29 protein-coding genes are annotated in these 24,962 nt (G+C 69.7%); 12 read left to right on the forward strand and 17 right to left on the reverse strand.

Annotated features, from left to right (window positions below):
- Positions 1-100: 100 nt before the first annotated feature.
- The 9 genes from gap to rpoH all read left to right on the forward strand — a co-directional run bounded on the left by gap (position 101) and on the right by rpoH (position 8,501).
- The gene (gap, locus tag Q333_RS0105615; RefSeq protein WP_029415765.1) at positions 101-1,108 is read left to right on the forward strand and encodes a type I glyceraldehyde-3-phosphate dehydrogenase; all 1,008 of its coding nucleotides are present in this window, start codon (positions 101-103) and stop codon (positions 1,106-1,108) included.
- Positions 1,109-1,116: 8 nt separating this feature from the next.
- On the forward strand, positions 1,117-1,533 hold the full coding sequence (locus Q333_RS0105620) for a VOC family protein (RefSeq protein WP_029415766.1): 417 nt from the start codon (positions 1,117-1,119) through the stop codon (positions 1,531-1,533).
- Positions 1,534-1,694: 161 nt separating this feature from the next.
- Positions 1,695-2,891: a phosphoglycerate kinase gene (locus tag Q333_RS0105625; protein ID WP_029415767.1), complete on the forward strand. Its 1,197-nt coding sequence runs from the start codon at positions 1,695-1,697 to the stop codon at positions 2,889-2,891.
- 79 nt (positions 2,892-2,970) lie between these two features.
- Positions 2,971-4,056, forward strand: a complete 1,086-nt coding sequence (gene fba / locus Q333_RS0105630; RefSeq protein WP_029415768.1) for a class II fructose-bisphosphate aldolase — start codon at positions 2,971-2,973, stop codon at positions 4,054-4,056.
- Positions 4,057-4,188: 132 nt separating this feature from the next.
- The gene (locus Q333_RS16890; RefSeq protein ID WP_051651147.1) at positions 4,189-4,818 is read left to right on the forward strand and encodes a hypothetical protein; all 630 of its coding nucleotides are present in this window, start codon (positions 4,189-4,191) and stop codon (positions 4,816-4,818) included.
- A gap of 9 nt (positions 4,819-4,827) precedes the next feature.
- Positions 4,828-6,009 (forward strand): cupin domain-containing protein, encoded by a 1,182-nt coding sequence (locus tag Q333_RS16895; RefSeq protein ID WP_051651148.1) that lies wholly within the window; start codon positions 4,828-4,830, stop codon positions 6,007-6,009.
- Positions 6,010-6,035: 26 nt separating this feature from the next.
- A complete protein-coding gene (locus Q333_RS0105645; RefSeq protein WP_029415770.1) occupies positions 6,036-7,049 on the forward strand; it encodes an RluA family pseudouridine synthase in 1,014 nt (337 codons plus the stop codon).
- A 35-nt stretch (positions 7,050-7,084) separates the two neighbouring features.
- The gene (locus tag Q333_RS0105650) at positions 7,085-7,402 is read left to right on the forward strand and encodes a GNAT family N-acetyltransferase (RefSeq protein WP_029415771.1); all 318 of its coding nucleotides are present in this window, start codon (positions 7,085-7,087) and stop codon (positions 7,400-7,402) included.
- A gap of 211 nt (positions 7,403-7,613) precedes the next feature.
- Positions 7,614-8,501 (forward strand): RNA polymerase sigma factor RpoH, encoded by an 888-nt coding sequence (rpoH, locus tag Q333_RS0105655; RefSeq protein WP_029415772.1) that lies wholly within the window; start codon positions 7,614-7,616, stop codon positions 8,499-8,501.
- A gap of 46 nt (positions 8,502-8,547) precedes the next feature.
- On the opposite strand, the gene Q333_RS0105660 is transcribed toward rpoH, so the two are convergent.
- The 8 genes from Q333_RS0105660 to Q333_RS0105695 all read right to left on the reverse strand — a co-directional run bounded on the left by Q333_RS0105660 (position 8,548) and on the right by Q333_RS0105695 (position 18,511).
- On the reverse strand, positions 8,548-9,357 hold the full coding sequence (locus Q333_RS0105660) for a response regulator (RefSeq protein ID WP_029415773.1): 810 nt from the start codon (positions 9,355-9,357) through the stop codon (positions 8,548-8,550).
- A gap of 75 nt (positions 9,358-9,432) precedes the next feature.
- Positions 9,433-10,725: an adenylosuccinate synthase gene (locus Q333_RS0105665; RefSeq protein WP_029415774.1), complete on the reverse strand. Its 1,293-nt coding sequence runs from the start codon at positions 10,723-10,725 to the stop codon at positions 9,433-9,435.
- Positions 10,726-10,806: 81 nt separating this feature from the next.
- Positions 10,807-11,964, reverse strand: coding sequence for a phosphoserine transaminase (locus Q333_RS0105670; protein WP_029415775.1), 1,158 nt, complete (start codon positions 11,962-11,964; stop codon positions 10,807-10,809).
- Complete coding sequence (locus Q333_RS0105675) at positions 11,964-12,869, reverse strand: DnaJ C-terminal domain-containing protein (protein WP_029415776.1); 906 nt, start codon at positions 12,867-12,869, stop codon at positions 11,964-11,966. Before Q333_RS0105675 ends, Q333_RS0105670 begins: the two co-directional genes overlap by 1 nt.
- Before the next feature lie 95 nt (positions 12,870-12,964).
- A complete protein-coding gene (locus Q333_RS0105680; RefSeq protein ID WP_029415777.1) occupies positions 12,965-16,699 on the reverse strand; it encodes a baseplate multidomain protein megatron in 3,735 nt (1,244 codons plus the stop codon).
- 102 nt (positions 16,700-16,801) lie between these two features.
- Positions 16,802-17,236: an NlpC/P60 family protein gene (locus Q333_RS0105685; RefSeq protein WP_029415778.1), complete on the reverse strand. Its 435-nt coding sequence runs from the start codon at positions 17,234-17,236 to the stop codon at positions 16,802-16,804.
- On the reverse strand, positions 17,233-17,856 hold the full coding sequence (locus Q333_RS0105690) for a baseplate hub domain-containing protein (RefSeq protein ID WP_245591488.1): 624 nt from the start codon (positions 17,854-17,856) through the stop codon (positions 17,233-17,235). Before Q333_RS0105690 ends, Q333_RS0105685 begins: the two co-directional genes overlap by 4 nt.
- A 22-nt stretch (positions 17,857-17,878) precedes the next feature.
- Positions 17,879-18,511 carry a DUF2460 domain-containing protein gene (locus Q333_RS0105695; RefSeq protein WP_029415780.1) on the reverse strand — a complete coding sequence of 211 codons (633 nt, stop codon included), beginning with the start codon at positions 18,509-18,511 and terminating at the stop codon, positions 17,879-17,881.
- Positions 18,512-18,603: 92 nt separating this feature from the next.
- On the opposite strand from Q333_RS0105695, the gene Q333_RS0105700 reads away from it, so the two are divergent.
- Positions 18,604-19,287 (forward strand): DUF805 domain-containing protein, encoded by a 684-nt coding sequence (locus Q333_RS0105700; RefSeq protein ID WP_029415781.1) that lies wholly within the window; start codon positions 18,604-18,606, stop codon positions 19,285-19,287.
- Positions 19,288-19,297: 10 nt separating this feature from the next.
- On the opposite strand, the gene Q333_RS0105705 is transcribed toward Q333_RS0105700, so the two are convergent.
- The 8 genes from Q333_RS0105705 to Q333_RS0105735 form a co-directional block, all read right to left on the reverse strand.
- Positions 19,298-19,828: a phage tail tape measure C-terminal domain-containing protein gene (locus Q333_RS0105705; RefSeq protein ID WP_029415782.1), complete on the reverse strand. Its 531-nt coding sequence runs from the start codon at positions 19,826-19,828 to the stop codon at positions 19,298-19,300.
- Positions 19,713-19,991, reverse strand: coding sequence for a phage tail assembly chaperone (locus Q333_RS17285; RefSeq protein WP_084175784.1), 279 nt, complete (start codon positions 19,989-19,991; stop codon positions 19,713-19,715). Before Q333_RS17285 ends, Q333_RS0105705 begins: the two co-directional genes overlap by 116 nt.
- Positions 19,984-20,274, reverse strand: a complete 291-nt coding sequence (locus Q333_RS0105710; protein WP_029415783.1) for a GTA-gp10 family protein — start codon at positions 20,272-20,274, stop codon at positions 19,984-19,986. Before Q333_RS0105710 ends, Q333_RS17285 begins: the two co-directional genes overlap by 8 nt.
- 65 nt (positions 20,275-20,339) lie before the next feature.
- Positions 20,340-20,750 (reverse strand): phage major tail protein, TP901-1 family, encoded by a 411-nt coding sequence (locus Q333_RS0105715; RefSeq protein ID WP_029415784.1) that lies wholly within the window; start codon positions 20,748-20,750, stop codon positions 20,340-20,342.
- Positions 20,751-20,760: 10 nt separating this feature from the next.
- Complete coding sequence (locus Q333_RS0105720; protein WP_029415785.1) at positions 20,761-21,168, reverse strand: DUF3168 domain-containing protein; 408 nt, start codon at positions 21,166-21,168, stop codon at positions 20,761-20,763.
- Entirely contained in the window at positions 21,165-21,458 is a 294-nt protein-coding gene (locus tag Q333_RS0105725) for a phage head completion protein (RefSeq protein ID WP_157072380.1), read from the reverse strand. Before Q333_RS0105725 ends, Q333_RS0105720 begins: the two co-directional genes overlap by 4 nt.
- A 5-nt stretch (positions 21,459-21,463) precedes the next feature.
- Positions 21,464-21,730 (reverse strand): head-tail connector protein, encoded by a 267-nt coding sequence (locus tag Q333_RS0105730; RefSeq protein WP_029415787.1) that lies wholly within the window; start codon positions 21,728-21,730, stop codon positions 21,464-21,466.
- A 119-nt stretch (positions 21,731-21,849) separates the two neighbouring features.
- Positions 21,850-23,103, reverse strand: coding sequence for a phage major capsid protein (locus Q333_RS0105735; protein WP_029415788.1), 1,254 nt, complete (start codon positions 23,101-23,103; stop codon positions 21,850-21,852).
- Positions 23,104-23,262: 159 nt separating this feature from the next.
- Here Q333_RS0105735 and Q333_RS0105740 point away from each other — a divergent pair, with 159 nt between their 5' ends.
- Both Q333_RS0105740 and Q333_RS0105745 read left to right on the forward strand, forming a co-directional pair.
- A complete protein-coding gene (locus tag Q333_RS0105740; RefSeq protein WP_029415789.1) occupies positions 23,263-23,817 on the forward strand; it encodes a hypothetical protein in 555 nt (184 codons plus the stop codon).
- 88 nt (positions 23,818-23,905) lie between these two features.
- Positions 23,906-24,451 carry a hypothetical protein gene (locus tag Q333_RS0105745; RefSeq protein ID WP_029415790.1) on the forward strand — a complete coding sequence of 182 codons (546 nt, stop codon included), beginning with the start codon at positions 23,906-23,908 and terminating at the stop codon, positions 24,449-24,451.
- On the opposite strand, the gene Q333_RS0105750 is transcribed toward Q333_RS0105745, so the two are convergent.
- Positions 24,448-24,948 (reverse strand): HK97 family phage prohead protease, encoded by a 501-nt coding sequence (locus Q333_RS0105750; protein WP_342667372.1) that lies wholly within the window; start codon positions 24,946-24,948, stop codon positions 24,448-24,450. The genes Q333_RS0105745 and Q333_RS0105750 overlap by 4 nt on opposite strands.
- Positions 24,949-24,962: the final 14 nt, after the last annotated feature.

Below are 24,962 nucleotides of genomic sequence, written 5' to 3' on the forward strand. Positions count from 1 at the left end.
CACGGACTTTCGCCTTGTGATCGCCGCCGGGGTTGATCCGCGCGCGCGCCGGTTCCATTGAGGCGCCCAACGAAAAACCACGCTTCAGGAGACCCTGCTCATGACCGTCCGCGTCGCCATCAACGGCTTTGGCCGCATCGGCCGCCTCGTGCTCCGTTCGATCGTCGAGCACGGCCGCCGCGACATCGAGGTGGTGGCGATCAACGACCTGGGTCCGGTGGCCACCAACGCCCACCTGCTGCGCTACGATTCGGTCCACGGCCGCTTCCCCGGCACGGTCGAGGCGGGCGACGACTGGATCGACGTCGGCCTGGGCAAGATCAAGGTGACGGCCGAGCGCGATCCGGCGAACCTGCCGCACAAGGACCTGAACGTCGACATCGCGTTCGAATGCACCGGCATCTTCACCGCGCGCGACAAGGCCGAGGCGCACTTGAAGGCCGGCGCCAAGCGCGTCCTCATCTCGGCGCCCGGCGACAACGCCGACAAGACCATCGTCTACAAGGTCAACCACGACACCCTGACCGCCGACGACATCATCGTCTCCAACGGCAGCTGCACCACCAATGCGCTCGCCCCCGTCGCCAAGGTGCTGAACGACCTGTTCGGCATCGAGCGCGGCTACATGACCACGATCCACGCCTACACCGGCGACCAGCCGACGCTGGATACGATGCACAAGGACCTCTACCGCGCCCGCGCGGCGGGCCTGTCGATGATCCCGACCTCGACCGGCGCGGCCAAGGCGCTGGGTCTCGTGCTGCCGGAGCTGAAGGGGAAGCTGGACGGGTCGTCGATCCGCGTCCCGACGCCCAACGTCTCGGTCGTCGACCTGAAGGTCGTCGCCGGCCGCGAAGTGACCGTGGACGAGATCAACGCCGCGCTCCAGGCCGCCGCCGACGGTCCGATGAAGGGCGTCCTGGCCACCACGAACGACCCGGTCGTGTCGATGGACCTCAACCACATCGCCGCCTCGTCCACGGCGGCGCTCCCCCAGACCCAGGTCGTCGACGGCAAGCTGGCCCGCGTGCTCAGCTGGTACGACAACGAATGGGGTTTCGCGACCCGGATGAGCGACACGGCCCTGGCGATGGCGAAGTTGATGTGAGGGAGAACATGGCGATCAAGACGAGCGGCATGACGCCGCTTCTGCAGGTCTATGACATGCCGGAGGCGGTGGCCTTCTACCGTGATGTCCTGGGCTTCGACGTCGTCTCCGCCTCGCCTGAGGTCGATACGCCCGAAGGTCGCTTTTCTCACTGGATGTGGCTGCGCCTAGGTTCGGCGGACCTAATGTTGAACACGGCATACGACGAAGGCCAGCGTCCCGCGGAGCGGGTCGAAGACCAGCAGCGCTGGCATCGGGACACCTGTAACTACTTCGGCTGCGACGATGTGGATGCCGTGTATAAGGATCTGTCGACCAAACTGCCTGACCTTCATCCTCCTAGGGACGCTCCCTACGGAATGCGGCAGTTGTCATTCTCCGATCCGGACGGCTACGGCGTCTGCTTCCAGGCGCCGATTGGCTGATGACAGTTGATCAGCATCTTCCGCTCATCAACGCGAAGTCGGGGACCTAATCCTTTGGACGATGGCCGCCCTACGTTTCGCACCGCTCATGATTCCGGCTTCCGTGCCCCACGAGAGCCCTGGGTCCCCACTCTCGCGGGGATGAGCGGAGGAGAGATATCATGACCTTCCGCACTCTCTATGATGCCGGCGCCCTCGGCGGCAAGACCGCACTCGTCCGCGTGGATTTCAACGTCCCGATGGAGGATGGCCGCGTCACCGACGACACCCGCCTGCGGGTCGCCTTGCCCACGATCCAGAAGCTCCGCGACGCAGGCGCCAAGGTCGCGCTCCTCGCCCACTTCGACCGGCCCAAGGGCAAGGTCGTGCCGTCCATGAGCCTGAAGCCGGTCGTTCAGCCCCTGTCGGACCTACTCGGCGCGCCCGTCCGCTTCGCCGAGGACTGCATCGGCCCGGCGGCGGTCCATGCGATCCGCGATCTGGACGCGGGCGGCGTGGTCCTGCTCGAGAACGTCCGCTTCCATGCGGCGGAGGAAGCCAATGACGCGGTGTTCGCCACCAAGCTGGCCGACCTCGGCGAGCTCTACGTCAACGACGCCTTCTCGGCCGCCCACCGCGCTCACGCCTCGACCGAGGGGATCGCGCATCACCTGCCCGCCTACGCCGGTGAATCCATGCGCCGCGAGCTCGACGCGCTGGACGCCGCGCTCGGCAACCCCAAGAAACCCGTCATCGGCATCGTCGGCGGGGCCAAGGTCTCGACCAAGCTCGATCTGCTCAAGAACCTGGTTGGCAAGCTCGACCGCCTCGCCATCGGTGGCGGCATGGCCAACACCTTCCTGTTTGCCCAAGGCATCGACATCGGCGGCTCGCTCGCCGAACGCGACATGGCCGACACGGCCCGCGAGATCCTCGCCGAGGCCGAGGCGCGCGGCTGCCAGATCCTGCTCCCCGTCGACTTCGTCGTCGCCACCGAGGTCAAGCCCGGCGCCGCATCCCGCCCGGTGACCGCCGGCGCCGCCCTGTCCGCCGACGACAAGATCCTCGACGCCGGACCCGCCAGCGTCGCCCGCCTGGTCGAGGCCCTGACGGCGTCCAAGACCCTGATCTGGAACGGCCCGCTCGGCGTGTTCGAGGTCCCGCCCTTCGACGCCGCCACGGTCGCCGTGGCCCAGCACGCGGCGGCGCTCGCAAAAGCCGGCGTCCTGACCGCCGTCGGCGGCGGGGGCGACACGGTCGCGGCGCTCAACCACGCCGGCGTCGTCGACGACATGACCTTCGTCTCCACCGCCGGCGGAGCCTTCCTGGAATGGATGGAGGGCAAGGCCCTTCCGGGCGTCGAAGCCCTGCGCGCCTGATCGCCTGTAACATAGCGTGACTTGAGGCCGCTCCGGCGCTAGACCGTCCGCAAAATAAGACGACCTCAGGAGGCTACCCTTGGCGCGGATCACCCTGCGACAGTTGCTCGACCACGCGGCCGAGAACGACTACGGCCTGCCAGCCTACAACATCAACAATATGGAGCAGGGCCTAGCCATCATGGAGGCGGCCGAGGCCGTCAACGCGCCGGTCATCATCCAGGCCAGCCGCGGGGCTCGCTCCTACGCCAACGACGTGGTCCTGGCCCGGCTGATCGACGCGCTCGTCGAGCTCTATCCGCACATCCCGGTCTGCATGCATCAGGACCACGGCAACGGCCCCGCCACCTGCGCCACCGCCATCCAGTACGGCTTCACCTCGGTGATGATGGACGGATCGCTGGAAGAGGACGGCAAGACCCCCGCCAGCTACGACTACAACGTCGACGTCACCCGCCGCGTGGTCGAGATGGCCCACGCCTGCGGCGTCTCGGTCGAGGGCGAGCTGGGCGTGCTGGGCTCGCTGGAGACCGGCATGGGCGAGGCCGAGGACGGCCACGGCTTCGAGGGCAAGCTGGACCATTCCGCCCTGCTGACCGATCCGGACCAGGCCGTCGACTTCGTCAGCCGCACCAAGGTCGACGCTCTCGCCATCGCCATGGGCACTAGCCACGGCGCCTACAAGTTCACGCGCCAGCCGGACGGCGAGGTCCTGGCCATGCACGTCATCGAGGAAATCCACCGCCGCCTTCCCGACACTCACCTGGTCATGCACGGTAGCTCGTCGGTGCCTCAGGACCTGCAGGACATCATTAACCAGTACGGCGGTCAGATGCCCCAAACCTGGGGCGTGCCCGTCGAGGAGATCCAGCGCGGCATCAAGCACGGCGTGCGCAAGATCAACATCGACACCGACAACCGCATGGCCATGACCGGCGCGATCCGCAAAGTGCTGGCCGAAAAGCCCGGCGAGTTCGATCCGCGCGCCTATTTGAAGCCGGCGAAGGAGGCGATGCGCAAGCTGTGCGCCGAGCGCTTCCAGCAGTTCGGCTGCGAGGGCCAGGCCTCCAAGATCCGCCCGATGTCGACGGCCCAGATGGCGAAGCGTTATGCCACCGGCGATCTCGACCCCGTCTACGGCCGCCGCGAGAGCGCGGCGGCCTGACCGCCTTCCAGCGGTTGCCTGTCAGGTTCGGTCAGGTTCGGAAAGGGTCGTTCGCCGACCCAAGTTGTAATGTCGCACCATTGCACCTAGGCTCCGTCCTTGGGGATGGACAACACGCCTGAGGGGGACGTGATGGCCGACAAGAAGAACATGGACCGCCGCTCGTTCTTGAGCCGCGTCATCGGGGCGGCCACCATGGGCGGGGCCCTGACGGCCGTCACGGGTCAGGCCGAGGCCCAGTCGGGTTGCAGCGACAGCGACAGCGGCTCCTACTCGGACCCGAGTGGACGCGGTCGTCGTTGCAACACCTATCAGAGCGGCTGCACAGACAGCGACACGGGCAACTATCGCGATGGCGTCGGCAACGGTCGGCGCTGCGACACATCGACCGGCTGCACCGACAGCGATACCGGGACGTACGGAGACGGCGTCGGCAACGGTCGGCGCTGCTCGACGCCCTCGACCGGTTGCAGCGACAGCGATTCGGGCACCTATGGCGATGAATCGGGCCGCGGCCGTCGCTGCTCGACGCCGTCGACCGGCTGCACCGACAGTGATACCGGCAACTACGGCGACGGCGTGGGCCGCGGCCGCCGCTGCACGCCCGCCTACAGCCAGTCCGGCTGCACCGACAGCGACACCGGCACCTACGGCGACGGCGTCGGCAATGGTCGTCGTTGCTCGCCCGCTCCGCGCAGTTGCACGGACAGCGATACCGGCACCTACGGTGATGGCGTCGGCCGTGGTCGTCGCTGCGGGTAAGGACCGGCCTTGAGTTCCTCGCTTCTGGGGTCGCTTTCCGACCCGCTCCGCTGGCTTCTCGGCGATCACGCCGACGGCTTCCTGACCGAGGTCTATGAACGCCGACCCGTGGTCGCCCGCCATGATGATCCGGACCGTTTTCGGTCGCTGCTTTCCCTCTCGGAAATCGACCGACTGGTGTCGGAGCTGGACTTCCAGCGTGGCATGCTGGTGATGACCGACTCCTCGCGCACCATCGCGGAGTCTGACTATGTCGCCCCTTCCGGCGCTGTCGATCGCGGGGCGGTCGCCAGTCTCTACGGCAGCGGCGCGACCCTGATCCTGAACCAGCTCCAGCAGTCCCACAGTGGCATGGCCGCCCTGTGCCGCAGCCTGGAGAGCGTCATCAGCTGCCACGTCCAGACCAACACCTATCTGACCCCACCGTCGTCCCAAGGGTTCCGCACCCACTACGACAACCACGACGTCCTGGTGATCCAGATCGAGGGCGAAAAGGCCTGGCGTCTGCACGACCAGCCCATCGCCATCCCCTATCGAGGCGAGGGCTTCCAGCCCGGCGTCTATCCGGTCGGCGAACTGTCCGAGACCTTCGTGCTCCGGGCCGGGGACTGCGCCTACGTCCCTCGCGGCCTGATGCATGACGCCGCCACCTCGGGCGACAAGCCGTCGCTGCACATCACCTGCGGCCTGATCGTCCGGACCTGGGCCGACGTGGTTCTGGAGGCCGTGTCCGAGGTCTGCGTCAAGGACGAGGCCTTCCGCCGCAGCCTGCCACCGGGCTTCGCCAACCCCGGCTACGACCGCGCCGCATTGGGTCGAGAGTTCCAGACCCTGATCCAGCGCCTATCCGACCAGGCGCGCCTCGACCACGCGCTGGATTTCGCCATCCGCGAGTTCGTGCTCAGCCGCGAGTCCGACGTCTCCGGCGCTCTGCTCGGGGCGCACGAACCGCTCGCCGCCGCCTATGTTGCTCGCCCCTCCATCTGGCGCATCGAGGAGGATGGCCCCGATGGCGATCGGCCGCTCCGGCTCATCGCCCCCGGCGGCGAAATGGACTTCCCCGGCCTGGATCGTGCCGCGCTCGAGCGCGCCCTGTCCGGAGCTGTCTTCTCGCCCGGCGACCTCGGCATGGCGGACCCCGCGCCCGTGATCCGGCGGCTGGTCGCGGCCGGCCTGATCGGCGCGACCTGAGCCCGGCGACATGCTAGATCGCGTGCGTGGACGACGACGCCGAGGAAGTTGAAGGCCTGCCCGGCGCGGAAGGCGAGCGTCTGCTGGCGGACCTGTCTAACAAGGACTTGAGCCAGCGTCTGGATCGCCTCTTGGCCGACGCCCTGCCCGACATGTCCCGGGCGCGTCTGCAGGCCCTGCTCTCCGAGGGCGCGGTCACCCTCGACGGCGAGCGCGTCTCGTCGCGGGATCGACCGCAGGCCGCCACCTATGCCGTCCTCGTCCCGCCCGTCGCCCCGGCAGACCCCCAGCCCGAGGCCATCTCCCTCACCGTCCTGTTCGAGGACGCTGACCTGATCGTGATCGACAAGCCGGCGGGCATGGCGGCCCATCCGGCCCCCGGGACCGAGACCGGCACCCTTGTCAACGCCCTGCTGCACCATTGCGGCGCGTCCCTGTCCGGCATCGGCGGCGTCGCCCGCCCCGGCATCGTCCACCGTCTGGACAAGGACACCTCCGGCGTCATGGTCGCCGCCAAGTCCGACCGCGCCCACGCCGGACTGTCGGCCCTGTTCGCCGCCCACGACATCGAGCGCACCTACATCGCCCTGACGCGCGGCGCGCCCTCGCCGGACCGGGGGCGGATCGAAACCCTGATCGGCCGCTCCTCCTCGGATCGCAAGAAGATGGCCGTGCTGAAATCCGGCGGCCGCAACGCCATCACCGACTACGTCGTCCAGGCCCGCTTCGGCGAACCGGCAAAGGCCGGCGCGACCCCGCTCGCCGGCCGCGTCGCCTGCACGCTTCACACCGGCCGCACCCACCAGATCCGCGTGCACCTCGCCTCGAAGGGCGCGCCGATCCTGGGCGATGCCGTCTACGGCTCGGGCAGCCCGGCCACCGCCGTCCGTGCGGCGATCGCCGAATCCGGCCTGACCCGACAGGCGCTCCACGCCGCCGTCCTGGGTTTCGTCCACCCTGTCTCGGGCGAACCCCTGCGCTTCGAGACCCCGCCCCCCGCTGACATGACCCGGCTGGAGGCCTTGCTCACTGGACTCTGACACACCAACTGTTACGGAACAGAAGGGAGACCGTCATGACCATCGACCTCGAGATCACCGACAACGCCGAGGCCCACCGCTACGAACTGCCCGTGGACGGTCAGGTCGCGGTCGTAACCTACAACCTGTCCCCGCCGAACCTGATGATCACAGAGACCCTGGTGCCCCAGGCGCTGGAGGGACGCGGCATCGCCAGTCGGCTGGTCCGCCACGTCATCGCCGACGCCCGGGCTCGAGGCCTCCTGATCCTGCCCGTCTGTCCCTTCTTCGCCGCCTTCTTCCAGAAACATCCCGATCAGGCCGACGTCGTCCACCCCGCCTATCGCATCAGCCTCGGCCTGCCCACTGAGTAAGTCTTGATTTAAAACCTACTACCTGCTACAAGCCGCGTCATTCGGCGCAGTGGCGCCGGGGTCACGGTCACGCTTTCCTGTGACGATCCGCCCCTAACAAGGCGGGCAACCTGTCGCCACATGATCCGCTTGAGGGGTCGAGGACCCGGCGCCCATCCCGGGGCCGGCGCCAAATAGGACCCGCTCGCTACCGGTCGGAGGGACCACGTCTATGGCTGCCAATGCTACGCTCGCGGTGATGTCGCCTGAACAGGGGCTGTCGCGATACCTGTCTGAAATCCGCAAGTTCCCGATGCTCACCAAGGACGAGGAGTTCATGCTCGCCAAGCGGTGGACCGAGCATCAGGACCCCGAGGCCGCGCACCGCCTCGTCACCTCGCACCTTCGTCTCGTGGCGAAGATCGCCATGGGTTATCGCGGCTACGGCCTGCCGATCGGCGAAGTGATCTCCGAGGGCAACGTCGGCCTGATGCAGGCCGTGAAAAAATTCGACCCGGACAAGGGCTTCCGCCTGGCGACCTACGCCATGTGGTGGATCCGCGCCTCGATCCAGGAATACATCCTGCGCAGCTGGTCGCTCGTGAAGATGGGCACCACCGCCGCCCAGAAGAAGCTGTTCTTCAACCTGCGCAAGGCCAAGAGCCAGATCTCGGCCTTCGAGGAGGGCGACCTGCGCCCCGAGCATCTCTCGGCCATCGCCACCAAGCTGGGCGTGACCGAGGAAGAGGTCACCAACATGAACCGTCGTCTGTCCGGCGACGCCTCGCTGAACGCGCCGCTGCGCGTCGACGGCGAAAGCGAGTGGCAGGATTGGCTGGCGGACGACAACGCCGTCTCTCAGGAGACCCAGCTCGCCGAGAGCGAAGAAAAGTCCATCCGCATGAGCCTGCTCGAAGAGGCCATGGGCGAGTTGACCGAGCGCGAGAAGCATATCCTGACCGAGCGCCGCCTCAAGGACGACCCGGTCACGCTCGAAGAACTCGCAGCCCAGTACGGCGTCAGCCGCGAACGCGTGCGTCAGATCGAGGTGCGCGCCTTCGAAAAGCTGCAGAAGGCCATGCGGGCCGCCGCCGAAGAGCGGAATCTGCTGGACGCCTAGCCTTCAAGCAGCGAGCGACCGCGTCGCGAGCGTTAGGGCGAAAAGCCTACCCGGCCCGAGCCAGCTGCGTCTCGGGCGGGGCCAGCGCCAGCAGCGCGTTGATCGGGGCCGCCAGCATGGCCTTGGTCGGCGCGCCCTGGGCCAGGCAGCTCTCGAGCCCGGCCGCCGCGACGGCCAGCCGGGTGTCGCCCGTCTTGACCGCCAACGCCTTCAGCGTCTCTGCCTGCTGCCTGGACGCCCGCACCGCCTGCATCGGATCGCTGTCGAACTGCGCCAGCGACGCCGCCAGGATTCGCAGAGCCTGATCCTTGACGGCCACCGCCGCCTCGCCTGCCGTCTTGGGTTTGTCCGCGCTCCGCTTCTGGGGCCCGGCGTATTCGCCCGAGTTGAACCGGCGCCGATCCGGCCCGACATAGCCAACCGCCTCGATCCACTCGCGCGGCTTCAGCGCCACGTTCTCGACCCGCTTGAACAGGTCGCCCGCCGTGAACGGCTTTCTCAGGAACTCGTGAATGCCCGCATCCCGCGCGCCCTTGATCGAGGACGCCGTCGCTTCGGACGTGACCATGATGATCGGCGCCCGGCGGCACGCCATGTTCGAGCGTCGCACCCGCCGGGCGAACTGCTCTCCGTCCAGTCGAAGCCCCGACCGCTCCGTGAAGATCACACCCGGTTCCAGCTCTCGCGCATGGTCCAGCGCCCGGCCTTCGTCCGTTTCGGTCACGACTTCGCGTGATCCGAGGTTCTTCATGATATCCTGCAGCAGCCGCGCGGACGCCGCGTTCGGATCGACGATCAGCACACGCCTTACCGCCGGCTCGATGCGGTTCAGGGTCTTGGCGTCGGCGGTGAACACGAAGGGGGGCTCCGGAAGGCTGGACCTCCGCCCTAGCCCATCTCGGTTAAGGCCGCGTTGAGCGTGAACGCGGGCTCAGCCCTGGAAGGGATCCCGCATCAGAATGGTGTCGTCCCGCTCCGGGCTGGTCGACAGCATCGCCACCGGCGCCTGGATCAGCTCCTCGATCCGCCGCACATACTTGATGGCGTTCGCCGGCAGGTCCTTCCAAGTCCGCGCGCCCTGCGTGCTCTCCGACCACCCCTCGATCACCTCATAGATCGGCTCGGCCGCCGCCTGCGCCTTCAGCCCGGCGGGCAGATAGTCGAACACCTCACCGTTGATCCGGTAGCCGGTGCAGATCTTCAGCTCGTCGAAGCCGTCCAGCACATCCAGCTTGGTGAGCGCGATCCCGTGGATGCCGTTGATGGCGATCGACTGGCGCACCAGCACAGCGTCGAACCAGCCGCACCGCCGTGCCCGCCCCGTCACCGTCCCGAACTCGCGCCCGCGCTCGCCGATCCGCTTGCCGTCCTCGTCGAACAGCTCCGTCGGGAACGGCCCCTCGCCGACGCGGGTCGTATAGGCCTTGACGATCCCCAGCACGAACCCGACCGCGCTCGGCCCCAGCCCCGAGCCCGCCGCCGCCTGCCCCGCCACCGTGTTGGACGACGTCACATACGGATAGGTCCCGTGGTCCACGTCCAGCAGCGACCCTTGCGCGCCCTCGAACAGGATGCGCCGCCCCTCGGCCCGGAACCGATCCAGCATCCGCCACACCGGCTGGCTGGCGAACGCCAGCACGCGCGGCGCGATCTCCATCAGCTGGGCCTTGAGCCCCGCCACATCGACTTCGGGCAGGTCCAGACCCTTCCTCAGGGCGTTATGGTGGGCCAGCAGTCGCTGGATCTTGGCGTCCAGCGCCTCCGGATCGGCCAGGTCGCCCACGCGGATCGCCCGGCGTCCCGCCTTGTCCTCATAGGCCGGGCCGATGCCCCGCCCCGTCGTACCGATCTTGGTGACGCCCGCCGCGGCTTCCCGCGCCTGATCCAGGTCCCGATGCAGCGGCAGGATAAGGCACGCATTGTCCGCCAGCGTCAGCAGCTCGGGCGTGATCGCCACGCCCTGCGCCTCGATGCGCGAAATCTCGGCCAGCAAGGCCCAGGGATCGACCACGACCCCATTGCCGATCACCGACGGCTTGCCCTGCACCACGCCTGAGGGCAGCAGGCTCAGCTTGTAGGTGACGTCGCCGACGACCAGCGTATGGCCCGCGTTGTGCCCGCCCTGGAACCGCACGACCACATCGGCCCGGTTCGACAGCCAGTCGACGATCTTGCCCTTGCCCTCGTCGCCCCACTGGGCTCCGACCACCGCCACGTTCGCCAATGCACAAGTCTCCGCTGGATGCGGGCGCAGCCTATAGCGGGGGAATCGAGGGATGTCGTCCCAACCGGGACGGTTTTCGGCTCAGAGTTCGGCGACGGCCGTCTGGAAGGCCCATTCCAGCCACGGCGTCGCGGCCACCACGTCCTCGGTCTCGACCGTGCACCCGCACCACAGCCTCAGGCCCGCCGGCGCGTTCCGGTGGCTCTCGACGTCGTAGGCCGCGTCCTCGGCTTCCAGCAGGCTCTTTATCCGCTTCACGAAGGCTTGGCGCCCCGCCTCGTCCAGCGCGGTCACCCTCGGATCGACGATCTTCAGGCACACCGAGGTCGTCGACCGCGTCGCTGGATCGACCGCCAGCGGCTCGATCCAGTCCGTCCGCTCGACCCAGTCGAACAGGGCCTTGGCGTTCGCATCCGTGCGCCGGATCAGTTCCTTCAGCCCGCCGATGCGCCCCGCCCACTCCAGCGCGTCGATCCAGTCCTCCAGCGTCCACAGACTGAAGGTGTTGATCATGGTCCCGGTCGCCAGCGCCCGGTCGAACCCCTTACCGTCCCGCAGCCTCAGCACCTTGGGCACCGCCCGAGGCGGCTCGAACGCATCCAGCCGCGCCACCGCCCGGGGCCCCAGGGCCGCGATCCCGATCCCCGCCTCGCCGCCCAGCGCCTTCTGGAAGCTGAACGTCACCACATCGACCCGCTCATAGTCGATCGGCATGGCGAAGGCCGCGCTGGTCGCGTCGCAGATCACGATCCCCTCGCGATCCCTGGAGATGAAGTCTGCATTGGGCACCCGCACCCCCGCCGTCGTCCCGTTCCAGGGAAACACCAGGTCCTTCTTCGGATCGACCCGCCCCAGATCCGGCAGCTCCCCCCACGGCGCTTCCAGCAGCTCCAGGTCCGGAAGCTTCAGGTGATCCCTGGCATCCACCGCCCACAGCTTGCCGAAGTTCTCGAACGCCATGACCTGGGTCGGCCGCTCGCCGAGCATGTTCCACATCGCCGCCTCGACCGCGCCCGTGTCGGACCCCGGCACATAGGCCAGCACCCAGTCCTCCGGCACCTCCAGCAACGCCTTGGTCAGCCTAAGCGCATGGGCAAACCGCTCCACCACCTCCGGCGCGCGAATGCCCCGGCCCAGCAGATCGTGCGGCAAGGCTTGCGACGACCACCCCGGCCGCTTGGCCGTCGGCCCGGCCGACAACCACGGCCGCTTCGGCTTCACCGTCGGCTTTGTAACCATCAACCCCGCCCCGGCTTGTAGGGTCGGGTGTTCCGCCAGTCCTCGGCGATCCGCTCGAGGATCGGATCGACCTTGTCGGGCAGGGTCACCACGATCCGCGCCTTCAGGTCGCCGCGCGCGCCACCGGCATAGGCACCCTTGCCTTTCAGCCTCAGCACCTGGCCCGAGTTCGAGCCCTTGGGCACCGTCACCGCCACCGTCCCATCCGGCGTCGGGCACTCGACCTTGCCGCCCAGCACCGCGTCCGGCACCGAGACCGGCAGGTCCATCACCACATCGGCGCCCTCGACCTTGAAGATCGGATGAGGCGCGACCCTCAGCTCGATCAGGGCGTCGCCCGCTTCCGTCCGACCTGGCATCCCTTGCCCGCGCAGCCGGATGGTCTGGCCATTCGACGCGCCCTTGGGGATGTTCACATCCAAGGTCCGCCCATCGGAGAACTGGATCCTCCGGCTGGCCCCGCCGATGGAGTCTTCCAGGCTGATCTCCAGCGTGGCGCGCACGTCCTGGCCCTTGCCGAACGCCCGCTGCGGCCCCCGCTGTCCGAACCCGCCGAAGATGGATTCTAGGTCGATGTCGTCGAACGCCGCCCGGCCGCCCGGTCCGCCCGCGTGCGAAAACCCGAAACCACCCGGGCCCGCGCCGGGTCCACCCGCGCCGGAGAAGCCGCGATACTGCTCCTGCCCCTCGGCGTCGATCTGCCCGGCGTCGTAGCGCGCCTTCTTCTTGGGATCGCTCAGCAGATCGAAGGCGGCCGACACCTTCTTGAACCGCTCCTCGGCGACCGGATTGCCCCGGTTCTTGTCGGGATGCAGCTCCTTGGCCAGCTTCCTGAACGCGGCCTTGATCTCGGCGTCGCTCGCCCCCCGGGACACGCCCAGTTCCTGATAGGGATCGCCCGCCACGCCGTCGCCGCTCCGTCCGAGAAGAGATTCGCCCGCCGCGTGTCCGCAGCGTCCTTCGTCAGTTAAGCCATGCGTTCGCAGGCGCAATGCGTTTTTCAGGCCGCCAGCGAAACGACGGCCTCTTCGCCCCACCCCCAGTCGACGCCGAACTGGGCCACCGCGATGCACGCCCCCGGTCCCACGCCGCCCGGAAAGTCCTCCCCCATCGCGGCCGCGCCATAGCTGGCCGACAGCCCCTCGACCTCGAACGACCGCCGCTCGACCACGCCGTCCAGCACCCTCAACCGGAACCGTCCCGGATCGACCTCCACCGGCTCCAGGTACCACCGGTCCCCGCCGATCCGCGCGCGCGGGGACCAGCGAACGACCACGCCATTCTCTACCGCCTCGACCACCAGCCCAGCTGGCGACCAGGGCCGACCGTGGACTCCCTCGATCGTCACAGCCAGGTCCGCGAACCCCGGACCGCCCGGAACCGCTGCCTGCGGCCCGACCCGCGCGACCCTCGGCAAGCCGCGCTCCTCGATGCCCATCTCGACCCGCGCCAACCGCTCGTCCAGCACCACCACCAGCGCACCCTTGGCCGCCCCCGCGGCCGTCGCGCCCTCCGTCCCCTGCTGACCTCGCAGCAGCCCCGACAGCCGCCACTCGCCCGCGCCTGTCATCGCAGCCGAGCGGAACGACACGACTTCCCACCCGGCCGCAGTCTGCACCGCCAGCCGGTTCGCCCCGCCCAGCACAGCCCCGAATGTCCCCGACGATGGCGCCGATCCCTCGAACGCAACCGTCATCCGGTTGACCTCGTCCCACCGCCCGACCGGCCCGGCCGCCAGCGGTGCAGTCAGGCGCCCCACCGTCGCCGGAGTCGAGACCACGGCTCGCTGCGTCAGGGTCTCAATTGTCTCGCCCAAATGCACCGCCATGGGCCGCCAAGGTTCGGCCGCCACGGCGACCAGCGGCCGTCGATCCTCCTCCGCGCCCGGCAGAGACGGCAGATCCAGAACCACGGCGAACGGCGCGCCCGCGGGTCCTTCGACCTCGCCCGGCGCCCGCGGCCCGGCTTCTTCGCCCGCGACGACGCTCTCGACCCGGACCAGGGCCGCGCTCGGGGTCTCGTCCAGCGTCACCCGCTCGACCCGCCAGGTTCCCGCCTCCCCCTCGACGCCGACCCGGTCGCCCGGTTCGATCCGCATCGCGTCCAGCGGCCCCATCGCGACGGTCAACCGGTCGTTCTCCGCCGTCCTCAGCGTCCGTTCCGCCAGCGCCGTCGCCAACGCCGCCCCGCAGACGGCGGGCAGATCGACATCGATCCCTCCGCCCTCCTCGGCTGTCTCCGCCCGCACCACCACCGACCCGGTCTGGTAATCCCGTTCCTCGTCGATGAAGCGCACCCGCGCCGCCGTTGGCCGCGCCTCCAGCGACCGCTCGCGCCGCAGTCCGTCGCCCTCCTCCCCGACCGCCAGATCGTCGATGGCCATCGTCAGCGCCTCGGCCTTCTCGCCGATCAGGGCGATCTTCCCGCCGCGCTCCGCCGCCGTCATGCCCAAGGCGCCCAGCAGCGGCTCGATCGCGTCCCGGGTCCGCAGCGGCCGGTCGATCACATAGCCCGCGACCGTCCCCTCCGGCCGCCCCACCTCGAAATCATCCTCCGACAGTCCCCCGCGCCGCAGGATCGCCTCCAGCAGAAGCCGCGCCTCCCCGCCCATGCGCCCGTTCAGCCAGTGCCCGGCCCGCCAGGCGCCGGCATCCGCCCACACATCCGCGAGGCCCGGAAACGCCGGATAGGGCCGCGCGTCCCAGCACCAGGCGTCAGCCGCCTCCAGCATCGGCCCGCCATAGACCGCCGACACCGGATTGTTCCCAGGCTGGACGAACCACCCCAGCACCGCCTCCAGTGCCCGCCTCTGCATCCGGTCGTCCCGCGCGCCCGTCGAGAACGGCGGCAGAAAGCTCTCCGACGACTTCGGGTCCTGGAACAGGTTCGGCGCATTGCCGCCCCGGTCCACTGCGGCGCAGCCGAACTCCGTCAGCCGGATCGACTTCATCCCCGGCGCCCAGGCCGTTGGCGTCACGCTCCGCACCCCACCTGGCCGGTCATGGTGGGCGTTCCCCCACCACCCCTTCAGGTCCTTGACCCGGAACACCCAGTCCTCGCCGTGGGCCGCAGCGACGATTGGCGTCCGCACCTGCGCCGCCCGATCCGCCTCGCTGGCGTAGAACCAGTCGAACCCGTCCCCGCCCGCCACCTGGCTCGCGAGATACGCTGGGTCATCCGGCCCCTCGAACTCGGCCGCATCGACGCCGCCGTCGCCCGCCCGCCAGTCGCCCAGCGGCGGGTACCAGTCGATCCCGACGTAATCGATGGTCTCATCGGCCCACAGCGGATCCAGATGGAAGATCACATCACCCGACCCATCCTCCGGTCGATGCCCCGCATACTCCGACCAGTCCGCCGCATAGCTGATCGCCACGTCCGGCCCGACCACAGCCCGGCACTCCGCCGCCAGCGTCCGGTACTGCGCCACCGCCGGATATCCGCCCGCCGCATCCCGCGTCCACGTCAGTCCGCGCATTTCCGAGCCCATCAGCAGGCCGTCGCACCCCGTCTCCGCCGCCAGCGCCGCATAGTGCAAGGCCAGCCTCCGCAGACCCCATCCGTCCGCCGCCCCGAACACCGCCGCCACCTCGGCGGTCGCGCCCGCGCCATCCTCGCCCTTCACACGACCGCGCCACGGATAGGCCGCCTGCCGGGCCCCGCCATAGGGATCGGGCAGGTCGTTGTCGGCCGGCACATCCATGAATACGAAGGGATACAGCGTCACCGCCCACCCCCGCGCCTTGAGCGCCGCCACCGCCTGGCGCACGCTCTCGTCTGACGGCGTCCCGCCATAGGCCGGCCGACCGTCCACCTCCGAAATTAGATGCGCCTCCTCGCGCCCCAGCCCCGCCACGGACCAAGTCAGGGGCTCCGTCGGCTTGTCCCGCCGCTCCACGCCCGGCTTCACCACGCAGTGCCCGGCCCTCAGGTCCGTCCCGAACCACCCGACCACCAGACTGACCCGTTTCAGGTTCGGCAGCTGCGCTTCCAGCTGATCCAGCGAGGCGATCAGGTCCGTCCGCCCATCCCCCAGATGCACGTTCTCGGCCGCCGTCCGCGTCAGCCCCTCGCGCCGCATGACGGCCTCCGTCGCCAGCACGAACTCCCCCGCTCCGGGGATCAGGCACACGCCCTCCAGCCGCTCTTCCAGCCCGTCGCCTTCCGGCCGCCGGAACACCTCGAAACTCAGCTGCGGAACCCGGTCGCCATAGGCTCCCAGCGGCAGATCCTCGAACACCACATAGGCCGTCCCACGATAGGCGGGCGCATCTCCCTCCACCGCCTCAATCAGCGGATCCGGCGTCTGCTCCTCCGTCCCGCGATGCACCCGCATGGCCACGCCCTTCAGGTCCATCGGTCTGCCGTCCGCCCAGACCCGCCCGATCCCGTCGATCAGCCCCTCGCACAAGGCGACCGCGAAGCTCAGCGAATAGGCGTAGTCGGCCGTCCTCGGCCCGCCCTTGCCGCCGCCGGACTGATTGCGTCGTTCCAAGAACCGCGCCGCCCAGATCACCTGCCCCGTCACCCGCGCCCGCCCGAAGACGCAGGCCATCGGCGTCCCCTCCGCCGTCGTCTGGATCTTCAACGTCTCCAGCCTCGGCCCCACCTGCCGCGCCGGCGACAGGGCGTTCACCACGCCTCGATCGATGACGCCCCCCAGCGCCGCCCCGATCGCCCGGCCCACGCCGCCGCCGACGATCCCGCCGACGCCGCCCAGGATCACCTGCGCCATTCTGTTCGCCTCCCTTCGGTCGGCTCAGAGAGTAGGGATTAGGGAATGGGCATTGGGGTCCTTGGCCAACCGCTCGTGCGACCTCCCTGCCTTCCCTACTCCCTACTCCCTCGCCAGCGGCCACCCGAACACAGCCACCAGCCGCCTGCGCCACCACGGCCCCATCCAGCTCTCGACCACCGCGCGCCCCCAGTAGGCGTGGATCATCCGCGGCTCGGGCCCCTCCACCGCGCTCAGGATCGCGCAGTGTTTCACCGCCGCCCCCTCGCTCATCCGGAACAGCAGCACGTCGCCCGGTCGCATCATCCCGACCGACCGCTCCACCAGCCGACGCCGCGCCGCCATCAGCAGCGTCTCCTCGCCCCCGACCTCGGCCCAGTCGGCGGCATAGGGCGGCGGCGCCTCCGGCTCCTCGCCCACCACCTCGCGCCACACCCCGCGCACCAGTCCCAGGCAGTCCGCGCCCACCCCCTTCTCGCTGGCTTGATGCCGATAGGGGGTGCCCAGCCATCCGCGTGCCGCCCCGACCGCGCTCACCGACGGCTCCCGCCATCATGCCGGCCGCCCGTCGCGGGCATGGCCGTCAGGAAGTCGTCGCCGGGCACATCCGGAAAGCCCCGGAAGTTCAGCCCGTTGCCGAACACCGCGACGCACGTCTCCCACCGCTTGTCGCAAGTCCGCCCACTCGCCTCGACCCCGCACCGCCCATCGCCCAGCACCGCGTCGCACAGCCGCCCATAGGTCCGCCCGACCACCCGCTCCAGCGCCGCCATCGGCCCCTCCAGCTCGGCGACGAACCCATCCCCATCCCGCACGATCCGCCCCAGCCGCCCGGCCCCCAGCCGCACCTTCAGGTCCGGTCGCATCCAGTCCACGCGCCACAGCTCGACCCGCGCCTGGTCCCACAGACCCGCCGCGACCTCGGCCTCGTCGACCGCCTCTCCGTCCAGCACCCCACCGATGGCCAGGCTCCCGGCCCCCAGCCCCGTCGCTCCCTCGGCCGCCCCGTTGGTCCACCCGCTCGCCGCGCGACAGACGACCTCGTCCACGACCAGATCCCGATCATGATCGGTGAACCCCAGCCGCGCCCCGTCCGCCCGCGTCACCATCCAGGCATGGCACAGGGTCGCCGCCCCGCTCTCAATGCGGGCGGCCATTTCGCTTGGAATGTCCCTCATCTCAGACCCGCACCTCGATCAGCGGCACGGCCGCCATCCGGCCGGCGTCGAAGCTCTCCAGCGTCACCTCCAGCCGGTCCGCGTCGAACCGCACCGGCGTGTCGAACAGGAACCCCGCCGTCACCGCCACGCCGTCTGCCGGCGCCGCCTCCAGCGTCACCTCGCCCGTCGTCGCATCCACAGCGAACGCCCCGACGGCCAGCTCCACACCGCCCACCGCCACCCGCACCGATCCCTCGACCGGCTTGGTGATCGGCCGCTCCACCGGCTCCCCGCCGTCGTCGCCATATCGCTTGGTCAGCCGGAACACGGTCCGCGCCCCGTCGCCCTCGCCCAGCGGCTGGTCCAGCGCCCCCGGCGTCCCGCCCGGCGCGCATGAGGCGTAGTCCGCAAAATCCCGAAACCGAAACCCGTAGAGCCGCCCCCGCCGCGCCTCGAAGAAGGCCGTCAGCGCCGACATGTCCGTCAGCGACCTCAGGTTCGCCCCGATCAGATACCGCCTGCGCCCCATCGCCCAAGGCGAAGACCGCCGCTCATATCCCGACCCCAGCGTCACCACCTCGGTCCGCCGCTCGACCCCGCCGGTCGATCCGAACGCCAGGCGTGCCGGCAACCTCACCTCGTGAAAGGCCATTCCTGTCTCCGGTTTCACTTGTCCGCCCGCCCGCCCTCCGCCAGTCTCGATCCGTGCGCGGCCGCAGGGGGCCGCTCGGCAGGGGAGCCAAAATGCGCGGTCAGATTCTCAGCTTCGACGACGCCTCGGGCGCAGGCCTCATCAGCGGCGACGACGGCATCCGCTATTCCTTCGTGCGCGAAGCGATTTCACCGCCCGCCAGCATCACCCCGGGCCTGCGCGTCGACTTCGTCCCCGTCTCGGGCGAGGCCACCAACATCATGCTGCTCGCCGCCGCGCCCACGCCGTCTGGCCCGTCGGCCACGCCCGGCGTGCCGGTCGAGACCTTCAACTTCCAGCACGTCCTGTTCTCGTTCAACGGCCGCATCCGGCGTCAGCACTTCTGGATCGGCTGGCTGATCTGCCTGGGCGCCGGCGTCGTGCTCGGCTGGATTCCCTTGCTGGGAACCCTTCTCTCCATCGCCCTGATCTGGCCGAACCTGGCCATTTCGGTGAAGCGGCTCCACGACATGGGCCATACGGGCTGGCTGGTCGCCATCCCTTGGATCGCAGGCATCGCCGGGGTCGTCGCGGCCGGTATGAGCGTCGGCTTCGCGGCCCTCACCAGCGGCTACATCGACAACGAAGACCCCGCCGCCGTCCTGGCCGTCATCGGACCGATGTTCGGCATCCTGGCGATCGTCGCCCTGATCCAGCTCGGCTTCCTGCTCTGGATCGGCATCAGCGAAGGCCAGCGCGGCGCCAACCGCTTCGGCCCCAATCCCAAGGGCGAGTAGCCCTACCGTGTCAAAGCCGCCGCGCCCCCAGCGCGGCGGCCCTCGCCAGGGCCTGGGCGATCTGCGCTTCCGATCTCAGCAGGGCCGGCGCCCCGCCGTCGACCGTGACGTTCACCACTACGCCGCCCGGTCCCACCGGCTCGACGACACCCGCGCCCGAGGGCCGAAACACCTCCGGCCCACGCTCGCCGACCAGATAGGCCTCGCCACCCTGCACCGGCCCGCCGTCCGCTCTTGCGCCGCCAAAGCCCGCCGCGCCCTCCACTGCCTGAGCGATCGCCGCGCCCAGCCCGCCCGAGCCGCCGACGCCGGCCCCGACCGCTGCGATCACCGCCCGCGCCAGCTCCGCCAGCGACACCTCCCCGTCCGCCGCCGCCCGCGCCAGCGACCGCGTCAGGCTGGCTCCCGCCCGCGAGAACGCATCTTCAATCGAGGACGCCGCACGCTCGGCGGGCTCCCGCAACGCCTCCAGCGCCGCCGCCGCTTCCGCCGCCCTCGCGGGCACGCCGTCCAGCTCGTCGGATCGATAGTCGTCGGTCATCCGGCCAGGCCCTCATCATCTCATCCAGCTCGCGCCGCCGCATCGACGCGGCTCCCGCCGAGACCGTCAGCATCCGCCATTCCTTCAGCGACAGCCGCCAGAAAGCCTCCGGCGAAATCCCCATCGCCACTGCCGCCCTCAGCATCGCGCCCCAGTCAGCCATCGAGGCTCGCGGCGAACCCCGCCGCCACCGCCTCGGCCGCCTCCTTCGGCGTCACCGCCGCCCGGCCCAGCTCGCCCGCGAGCGCTCCTTCGCCCCCGCCCCGCAGCAAGGCCGCCAGCACCACCATCAGGTCGCGCGCCGACAACCCCCGCAGTCGCTCCGCCAGCGCCTCGACACCCGCGACCCCCAGCGCCGTCTCCATCTCCGCCAGCGCCCCGAGCGTCAGGCACAGCCTCCTCTCCGCCCCCGCCAGCCGCACTCGAACCTCGCCCCTCGCCCCAATCTCCCCCCCTTGGGGGGAGAGGGCCGCCAGGCCCGAGGGGGGCAAGTCACCACCCGCTCCGCCGCTCATATCGCCGCGAACCCGATCTCGCCCGCGCTGGCCAGGCTGATGGCGAAGGTCGCCTCGCCCTCGTGGTCGCCCGCATACTCCAGCGCCGACACCAGGAACGGCCCTTCCAGCGTGCCGAAGTCCGGCACGATCAGCCGCCAGGTCTTCGCCGCCTGCTCGAAGAACGCCTCCCGGATCAGGGCGTCGGAGGCGGCATCGCGAAAAATCCCCTGCCCCGACACGGCGGCGGACTTCACCCCCGCCCCGCCCAGCAGCTCGCGCCACCGCCCGGCCGAGTCCGCATCCGTCGCATCCACCGTCCTGGCGTTCAGCGAAATCGTCCGCGCCCTCAGCCCTGCGACGGTTTGATACGTCCCCGCCCCCTGCTCGATCTTGAGCAGGATGTCCTTCCCGCGTTGTGCGGCCATGTCTCTCTCCTCAGATCTCTTCCGTCACGGCCCTCAGCCGCACCACGCCCCAGGTCGACCGCTGTCCCTGTCCGCGGAACACGTCGACGAAGTTCGCCCTCAGGCTCACCACCCGCACCCCGTCGGCCTCCAGCGGCGCCTCATGCACCGCCGCTCGCACGGCGGCGCAGATCGCCTTGGCCTCCTCCACGCCCTCAAAACGCGAGGCGCATCGCAAGCTGATCCGGTGCTCGAATCCGCAGTCCGCCGCCGCGACCGGCTGGCTCTCCGAGCGCCCGACCGTCACCCGCGGCCATCCCGCGCCCTTCGGCGCCTCGTCCCAGATCCGCGCCGGATCGCCCAGCAGCGCCTTCAGCGTCGCATCCGCCCGCAGGTGGGCGATCAACGCCTTCTGCAGCGCGCTCTCATGATCCCTCATCGTGTCCGCTCCAGCTGCAGTCCGGACCGCCCAGGCCGCTCCGCCTCGACGTCGACCTGGCTGATCGTCCAGTCGGCCCCGCTGAACCGGATCACCCGCCCCTCGACCAGCCTCGGATCGGTCCGCGCCTCCGCCGTCGCCACCTCGATTGCGGCCGTCCCTTCGGCCTCGCTCCGCTCCCGCCTTCGCCGGCCTTCCACCTTCAGCCAGACCGCCCCCAGCGGCTCCCACGACACCGCCCGTCCGCCATAGGGAGTCTCCGCCTCGACGCGCTCGAACAGCTCGCCCAAGATCCTCACATTCGCACCACGCGATACGGCGCGATCCAGGCCTCCACCGGCCGGATCGGCATCTCCCGCTCGCCCCGCTCATAGGCGCGCAACGCCAGCATCAGGATCGCGAGCCGCAACGGCGCCGGCGACGTCGAGGTCAGGCTCAAGCCCACCTCCCCCTCCACCCGCGCCCGGGCCGCATCGATCAGCGTCTGGATCAGCACGTCCTCCGCGCCGTGCTCGACGCGCAGGAACAGCTTCGCCTCCGTAAGGCTCACGGGTGCGGTCATGGAACCACCTCGATTGTTGGAAGGATCGAGGCCTTAGGGCTTAGGAGTTAGGGCTTAGGGATCGTCCCCCGCCGTGCCTCACTAAGCCCTAAGCCCTACTCACTAAGCCCTCGCGAGCGTCAGCTCGCCGCGAACTTCATCACCTTGATCGCGTCGAAGTTCTGCACCCCGCCGCCCACGCGCTTGGTCGTGTAGAACAGCACATAGGGCTTGGCCGAATAGGGATCGCGGAGGACGCGGACACCCGCCCGATCCACGATCAGATACCCCCGCTGGAAGTCCCCGAACGCGATCGCGTGGCTGTTGGCCGCGATGTCCGGCATGGTCTCGATCTCGGTGACCGGATAGCCCAGCAGGCTCGCCGTCTCCCCCGCCCGCGTCGCCGGCGACCAGATGTAGTTCCCGTCCGCGTCCTTGAACTTCCTCACGGCCGACACGGTCTTGCGGTTCATCACGAACCGGCCGTTGGGCCGATACTGGGCCTTGGGCGCATAGATCAGGTCGATCAGACGATCCGTCGGATTGGACGCCGTGAACGCCCCCGCCGCGCCCGACGCCACATAGCCGATGTCGCCCCAGGCATGGCTCGCGTCGGCCACGATCGAATAGCCCAGGAAGCCCTTGGGCTTGTTCGTCCCATCGCCCGTCACGAAGGCCGTCGTTTCCTGCGCCGCGAAGGCGTCCTCGACCTCGCCGGCCAGCCATTCGTCCAGATCGACCAGGGCGTCGTCCAACAGCGCCTGCGTCGCCGCCGGATTGGCGTAGAGGTCCGCCGCCGGGAACTCGAGCAAGGCCAGCGTCGCCGGATCCGTCTCCGGCCGCGCCGCCGTCTCGGCGACCCAGCCGGACGCGATCCCCGCCGTCGATACCGGCTTCTTGAACACGCCGGACGCCACGGTCCGCACGGTCGCGATCTCCCGCATCGGACTGACGGTCATCAGCCGCCGCTCGATCGCCCGCTCCGTCTCCGGCGGCACGACATAGCCGCCCGACGTCGGCGCCGAACTCAGCCCGGCCTTGACCTCCAGCCCCCCCTCGCGCCCCGTCCTGACGTAGCCGTCGAACGCCGACTTCTCCTCCCCCATCTTGGGGGAGGGGGACCACGAAGTGGTGGAGGGGGCGGCCACGGACTCGGTCGAAATCCACGGCCGCCGCGCCTCGCTCAACGCCCGGTCCAGCCGCGCCTGCGCCTGGCCGACAGCGGCGTCGATCCGCGCCACCTTCTCCTCCAGCAGGGCGTCCGCCGAGGCCTTATTCTCGATCTCGCTCAGCCGGGCGTCGTTGGCCCCTTTGAACGCCTCGAACGCCGCCATCATCTCGTGCAGCGCCGCGCGCGCCTCGGGCGTGGCCGAGGCCGTCTTCGTCTCTTTCATGATTTCCCCTTGATGATCCCTCTCCCAGCCGGGAGAGGGCTTGAGCGCCCGAGAGCGCAGCGATCGGACCCGCGCGAAAGGGTGAGGGGCCCGCTCTTTCCGGCTTCCCCCGAAAGCCCCTTCGCGCCAGTCTTCCCCCGGTTCACCGGAGATTTCTGAATGCGCCCGACGATCCTCGCCGCCGCCGTTCTGCTGGCCCTGTCAGCCGCCCCAGCGCTTGCCCAGACCCCGCCAGAGCCGGCCACCCCCGCTACCAACGCCGCCTACGCGTCAGACGTCTCCTCAGCCGACGCCATCCTCGCCGCCCTCTACGACGTCATCTCGGGCGACGCGGGCCAGGCCCGCGACTGGGACCGCTTCCGCAATCTGTTCCATCCATCCGCCCGCCTGATGCCTACTGGGCTGCGCGACAGCCGAGGCGTCCTCACCCCGCTCACGCCCCAGGACTACGTCGACCGCGCCGGTCCCAACCTCGTCCGCGACGGCTTCCACGAGCGCGAAATCGCGCGCCGCACCGAAACCTTCGGCGCCGTCACCCATGTCTGGTCCACCTACGAGGCGCGCCGCGCCCTCGCAGACGCCCAGCCCTTCCTGCGCGGGATCAACTCCATCCAGCTGTTCAACGACGGGACGCGCTGGTGGGTGGTCAGCGTCTACTGGCAGGCCGAAACACCGACGCTTCCGCTGCCGCCGGAGTATCTTCCCGCCCCCTGACCCGCGCCGTCAGCTTCCGTCCGATTGACCCTCACAGAACGCCGTGATCCAGTCCGCGCAACGGCAACGCTTCTGGGGAGGAAGCCCGATGACCCTGTTCCGCACCACCGTGCTCACGGCCGCGCTTGTCGCTTCGGCGGGCGCCGCCTCCGCTGCCCAGCAGTGCGGCGCGACCGTCCACACCCGCTTCGGCGAGACCCGCGCCTACTTCCAGAACAGCCTCGGCGCCTGCCGCCCCGACGGCTACTGCTCGGTCGTCCTGGCGCTCGCCGATCCCGCAGGCGAGGCCGCCTATGCCCAGCAGCTGCGCATCGCCCGCCCGACGCCAGGCGCCAACCATGTGGTCGAATTGGTCGCCGTCACCCCCATGAACGCCGGCGACGGCCAGCCCCAATCCCTGTCCTTCGGTCGTCGCCCCATCGACCTGACCGGTGTAGCTTCCGTCCCGTCCGGTGAGACAAATCTGTTCCGCATCACCGATGCGGCGACCGTGTCGGCCATTGTCTCGGGGGCGCGCCGTTCGAACGGCATGCGCTGGACCTACCAGTCCACTTCCGGCTCCGCCGAGGCGTGGTTCGCACTGGGCGGCGTCACCCGCGCGCTCGCCTGGATCGACTGCATGGGGCGTCGCTAGAACGGCCGAAACCGCGCCCCCGGCAGCATGGGAAACGTCACCAGCGACACCTCCCACAGCTCCACGCCGGACAGCACCCTGAGGCGCCCTTCGCGTCGGGCCTTCGCCGTCCGAAACCCGATCGACAGCCCGTCCAGCGCACCCGCCCGGCTCAGCGCCTGGGCATAGCGCGCCTCGGCGGACCAGTCCGCGATCCGTCCCCGGACGAACAGGCCGCGCTCGTCCTCGACGATCTCGTCCCAGACGCCCACCACGGCCCGGCTCTCGTGCTGATGCAGCATCCGCACCCCGCCTGAGCCCGTCCGCCTCAGGCTGTCGACGAAGGCCCCCTTCGCCACCACGTCCCCGTTCAGATCCGCCACGCCCCACAACGAGGCATAGCCTTCGATCGATAGCCATCCTCCCCCGTCCTTTACGGGGGAGGGGGACCGCGAAGCGGTGGAGGGGGCGACCGCGCACACCGCGTCTGGAGCCGCCCCCTCCACCATGCTGCGCATGGTCCCCCTCCCCC

The sequence above is a fragment of the Brevundimonas bacteroides DSM 4726 genome (genome assembly GCF_000701445.1).
GTDB classification, from domain to species: domain Bacteria; phylum Pseudomonadota; class Alphaproteobacteria; order Caulobacterales; family Caulobacteraceae; genus Brevundimonas; species Brevundimonas bacteroides.

Coding starts and splice junctions, on each gene's coding strand:
- Q333_RS17285 (WP_084175784.1), bottom strand. CDS start 19,991: ATGGCTGACTGGGGCGCGATGCTGAGGGCGGCAGTGGCGATGGGGATT.
- Q333_RS0105670 (WP_029415775.1), bottom strand. CDS start 11,964: ATGGTTACAAAGCCGACGGTGAAGCCGAAGCGGCCGTGGTTGTCGGCC.
- rpoH (WP_029415772.1), top strand. CDS start 7,614: ATGGCTGCCAATGCTACGCTCGCGGTGATGTCGCCTGAACAGGGGCTG.
- Q333_RS0105620 (WP_029415766.1), top strand. CDS start 1,117: ATGGCGATCAAGACGAGCGGCATGACGCCGCTTCTGCAGGTCTATGAC.
- Q333_RS16890 (WP_051651147.1), top strand. CDS start 4,189: ATGGCCGACAAGAAGAACATGGACCGCCGCTCGTTCTTGAGCCGCGTC.
- Q333_RS0105705 (WP_029415782.1), bottom strand. CDS start 19,828: ATGACCGACGACTATCGATCCGACGAGCTGGACGGCGTGCCCGCGAGG.
- Q333_RS0105750 (WP_342667372.1), bottom strand. CDS start 24,948: ATGCGCAGCATGGTGGAGGGGGCGGCTCCAGACGCGGTGTGCGCGGTC.
- Q333_RS0105680 (WP_029415777.1), bottom strand. CDS start 16,699: ATGGCGCAGGTGATCCTGGGCGGCGTCGGCGGGATCGTCGGCGGCGGC.
- Q333_RS0105735 (WP_029415788.1), bottom strand. CDS start 23,103: ATGAAAGAGACGAAGACGGCCTCGGCCACGCCCGAGGCGCGCGCGGCG.
- Q333_RS0105745 (WP_029415790.1), top strand. CDS start 23,906: ATGACCCTGTTCCGCACCACCGTGCTCACGGCCGCGCTTGTCGCTTCG.
- Q333_RS0105690 (WP_245591488.1), bottom strand. CDS start 17,856: ATGGCCGCCCGCATTGAGAGCGGGGCGGCGACCCTGTGCCATGCCTGG.
- Q333_RS0105650 (WP_029415771.1), top strand. CDS start 7,085: ATGACCATCGACCTCGAGATCACCGACAACGCCGAGGCCCACCGCTAC.
- Q333_RS0105740 (WP_029415789.1), top strand. CDS start 23,263: ATGCGCCCGACGATCCTCGCCGCCGCCGTTCTGCTGGCCCTGTCAGCC.
- Q333_RS0105695 (WP_029415780.1), bottom strand. CDS start 18,511: ATGGCCTTTCACGAGGTGAGGTTGCCGGCACGCCTGGCGTTCGGATCG.
- gap (WP_029415765.1), top strand. CDS start 101: ATGACCGTCCGCGTCGCCATCAACGGCTTTGGCCGCATCGGCCGCCTC.
- Q333_RS0105715 (WP_029415784.1), bottom strand. CDS start 20,750: ATGGCCGCACAACGCGGGAAGGACATCCTGCTCAAGATCGAGCAGGGG.
- Q333_RS0105700 (WP_029415781.1), top strand. CDS start 18,604: ATGCGCGGTCAGATTCTCAGCTTCGACGACGCCTCGGGCGCAGGCCTC.
- Q333_RS0105730 (WP_029415787.1), bottom strand. CDS start 21,730: ATGACCGCACCCGTGAGCCTTACGGAGGCGAAGCTGTTCCTGCGCGTC.
- Q333_RS0105625 (WP_029415767.1), top strand. CDS start 1,695: ATGACCTTCCGCACTCTCTATGATGCCGGCGCCCTCGGCGGCAAGACC.
- Q333_RS0105720 (WP_029415785.1), bottom strand. CDS start 21,168: ATGAGGGATCATGAGAGCGCGCTGCAGAAGGCGTTGATCGCCCACCTG.